The 3,164-nt window shown below is 38.6% G+C and carries 6 protein-coding genes; 4 read left to right on the top strand and 2 right to left on the bottom strand.

Going from position 1 to position 3,164, the window contains the following annotated elements; genetic code table 11:
• Window positions 1-90: 90 nt before the first annotated feature.
• Complete coding sequence (locus tag VLB74_RS09970; RefSeq protein WP_325203311.1) at window positions 91-828, bottom strand: phosphoglycerol geranylgeranyltransferase; 738 nt, start codon at window positions 826-828, stop codon at window positions 91-93.
• A gap of 81 nt (window positions 829-909) precedes the next feature.
• On the opposite strand from VLB74_RS09970, the gene VLB74_RS09965 reads away from it, so the two are divergent.
• The 3 genes from VLB74_RS09965 (at window position 910) to VLB74_RS09955 (ending at window position 2,291) form a co-directional block, all read left to right on the top strand.
• A complete protein-coding gene (locus tag VLB74_RS09965) occupies window positions 910-1,506 on the top strand; it encodes a Crp/Fnr family transcriptional regulator (protein WP_325203310.1) in 597 nt (198 codons plus the stop codon).
• A 75-nt stretch (window positions 1,507-1,581) separates the two neighbouring features.
• Window positions 1,582-1,869 carry a hypothetical protein gene (locus VLB74_RS09960; RefSeq protein ID WP_325203309.1) on the top strand — a complete coding sequence of 96 codons (288 nt, stop codon included), beginning with the start codon at window positions 1,582-1,584 and terminating at the stop codon, window positions 1,867-1,869.
• A 2-nt stretch (window positions 1,870-1,871) separates the two neighbouring features.
• A complete protein-coding gene (locus tag VLB74_RS09955; protein ID WP_325203308.1) occupies window positions 1,872-2,291 on the top strand; it encodes a group III truncated hemoglobin in 420 nt (139 codons plus the stop codon).
• On the opposite strand, the gene VLB74_RS09950 is transcribed toward VLB74_RS09955, so the two are convergent.
• On the bottom strand, window positions 2,258-2,914 hold the full coding sequence (locus VLB74_RS09950; protein WP_325203307.1) for a 4'-phosphopantetheinyl transferase family protein: 657 nt from the start codon (window positions 2,912-2,914) through the stop codon (window positions 2,258-2,260). The genes VLB74_RS09955 and VLB74_RS09950 overlap by 34 nt on opposite strands.
• A gap of 139 nt (window positions 2,915-3,053) precedes the next feature.
• Here VLB74_RS09950 and VLB74_RS09945 point away from each other — a divergent pair.
• Window positions 3,054-3,164: adenosylhomocysteinase (locus VLB74_RS09945; RefSeq protein ID WP_325203312.1), on the top strand; the 111-nt coding region annotated here is incomplete at its 3' end.

The raw sequence follows: 3,164 nt of genomic DNA, 5'->3' as shown, positions 1-3,164 counted from the left end.
AATATCACACTCAAAATCCCGCATACAAAAGCAATGAATTCCAGTATAATTTTCGTTAGTGAAGCATCTTTATAAGCATCAAGAAAGAAATCAAGCATGGGTACTGAAATTAAAAAAATTAGGATCGTTTTCGAAAGCCGTTCCGATAACCACCAAATCGGCTCCCGAATCATAAGCGTCGTCAATCGCTTTTTTCGAACGGATTCCGCCACCTACGATGACAGGAACCTGAATGCTCTTCGAAACCTTTCTGATCATTTCCAGAGGAACCGCATTTTTGGCTCCGCTTCCCGCCTCAAGATAGATTAATTTATTTCCGATATATTCCCCGGCTTGAGCGGTTTGAACCACATAATCGGAATTCTCCCTATCCATTGGGTCTGTTTTACTGACGCGCTCCACAGCAGTTTGAGTACCGCTTTCGATTAAAATATAACCCGTTGAAATCACTTCCAGATTGGTTCGCTTCAGAATCGGAACCGCATTTACCTGATGTTCTATCAAATAATCCGGATTTCTTCCCGAGAGTAGCGTCAGAAACAAAATTGCATCCGCCTTGCTTGAAATCTGTGACGGATTACCGGGAAAAAGCAGAATCGGCAAACTTGTCTTTTGCTTTAAAAGCACAATCAGTTCATCAATGATGTCAGCCTCCACTATACTTCCGCCTACGAAAATATGAGTAGCCGGAGAACTGTTTATCTTATCTGCCAAAACCGCAACTTCGTCCAAAACAATCTTATCCGGATCGAGAAGGACCGCCAAAAGTTTTTGGTTTTTATTTTTAGCCGATAAAATAGCGTTGTACAGCATTTGCTTATTCTTCATTATGAGTCGGTAAATGTAGTTTATTTTTAAAATCCGTAAAATTTTAATAGTATTTTTGTGCTGAACTGATAGAATATCCTTATGATCCCTGAAGAATTATTGGAATCCCACAATGCTTTACGAAAAAAATACGCTAAAGGTGCTATTATTTTCCGCGAAGGCGACTTGCCGGTAAATTATTTTCAGATTATTGGCGGCGACGTAAAAATGTGCAATTTCAACGATGACGGCAGAGAGTTTATACAAGGCATTTTCAGTTCGAAACAAAGTTTTGGGGAACCGCCGCTGTTCCTCAACCGGGTTTATCCTGCCAATGCGATTGCAGTTACTGATTGTGAACTATTTGTGTTACCAAAATCTTCCTTTCTGAATCTCGTAAACGAAAACGCTTCGGTTTCTTTGATTATTATTGAAAATCTGGCGCAACGGCTACATTACAAATCGGTCATGGCAGCAGAAATTTCTTCACAGGAACCCGAACACCGTTTGCTGAAACTCATCGATTATTCTATTAAATTCTTTAAAATCGAAAAAGATCCCGCCGGTTACCGGATCGACTTAACAAGACAGCAAATGGCCGACTTAACCGGCCTTCGCGTTGAAACCGTTATTCGGGCCATTAAAGCATTGGAACGAAAAAATGAAATCAAAATCATTAAACGAAAAGTTTTCCGATAATTTTCAAAACATGATTTAAATCATGAAATGAACGATAAAAGGCATATTATTTTTGACTTACTAAAAACAAAAATTATGACTCTTTATCAAAAAACATTTCAGGAATTTCAAAAAGAATACTACGCCTATGCCACTTTAGCCATTATCGGACAAAGTTGTTTGGGCGGTGCCGCAGCGATGTATATTTTACAAAATGGCACTTCCTTTTCTCAAATGATTCAACTGGCTTTGGTCGTTTTAGTCTGCAGTTTTGTGAACGGCGCCATTTTAGCTCAACAAAAACACAAATTAGTGTTCAATTTGATTTTGAGCAGCGTAATCACGAGCGCTATCATGATTATCCTGAACACTTTAGTTATTTAACCGTGAAAAACGACATTCTGGGCAGAAACGATCTTTCGAAACTTATTCATGCCTTTTACGCTAAAATCAGGGCCAACGAAGAAATCGGACATTTTTTCAACGAAACCATTTCCGATTGGGACACACATTTGGAAAAACTGACTGATTTTTGGGAGAGCAATTTATTTGGCGCCAGAAAGTTCAGCGGAAATCCGGTACAGGCGCATGTGGAGGTGGACAAAAAATTCGATCACACCATCACACCGACTATTTTTGGGTTGTGGCTGAACCTTTGGATTGAAACACTGAATGAATTATTCGAAGGCGAAAATGCTGAAACCTTAAAATTCCGTGCCCGAAAAATGGGAACTGTCTTTATGATGTTTATTTATGAAAGCAGAAGAGTTCATCATTCAGATTCGACCGCACAAACCAGCATGTAATTGTGTCCGTCGGGCTGACTCCCTTCCAAATCAATTTCTTCAAAAATAATATTGTAGTGCTGAACTATATCTTTAAAATGTAGCTCGGCACTGCATTTTTTTTCAGACAACTGAAAAGGATTTTCAAAAATATGATCCTGAAAACTGATTCCGGATTCATTTTTCAGTTTATAAATGGCCTCTTTAATCCCCCAAACCACAGTTGCCTTTCTCATCGTATCGGTTTCCGACAAATTTTCCAAATGCGACACATCCATAAAACGGGGTGCCAACCGAATTATTTTTCCCTTTATCTGTTCCAAATCGATCCCGATATTACATTCACTCAAAACGATGGCTGCAAAATCAAACGAATGCGAGATCGAAATATGCGTACCATCATGTAAATGTGGTTTTCCGAAATCGTCATAATACAAATCGAAATCGTCATAACCGTTGTGCTGGAACAACATCCGCACCGCTAAAAAACCCTTCTGATGCCCCTCTGATTTCATCCCTTCCAATCGGGCCAAAGAAGTATCCTTCAGCGTAACGTTTCGGAAAAGTTCGTTGAAATCTTCGGTTATTTTCCAGAGAAAAACCTTTGATGTTGGACTAATATCGATTGTCTTAAAAAGCGGCATGAGATATTTTACTGTTTTTCAAAAGATTAGAAACCCAAACAAATCACAAAATAAGTGCAATGCTTTAGGAAATATAAAGGAAATGCTTAATTTTGCAGACTTGAATTAAGTTAAAACATAAAACAAATATACTAAATAGATGAGTACAACGACATTACCATTTGTTGCTTACAAAGTAAAAGATATCAATCTTGCTGCGTGGGGAAGAAAAGAAATCGAATTGGCAGAAGCTGAAATGCCTGGACTAATG

The organism is Flavobacterium sp., assembly GCF_035456225.1.
Classification (GTDB): Bacteria; Bacteroidota; Bacteroidia; order Flavobacteriales; family Flavobacteriaceae; genus Flavobacterium.
This window is presented reverse-complemented; position numbering and strand designations above follow the sequence as displayed.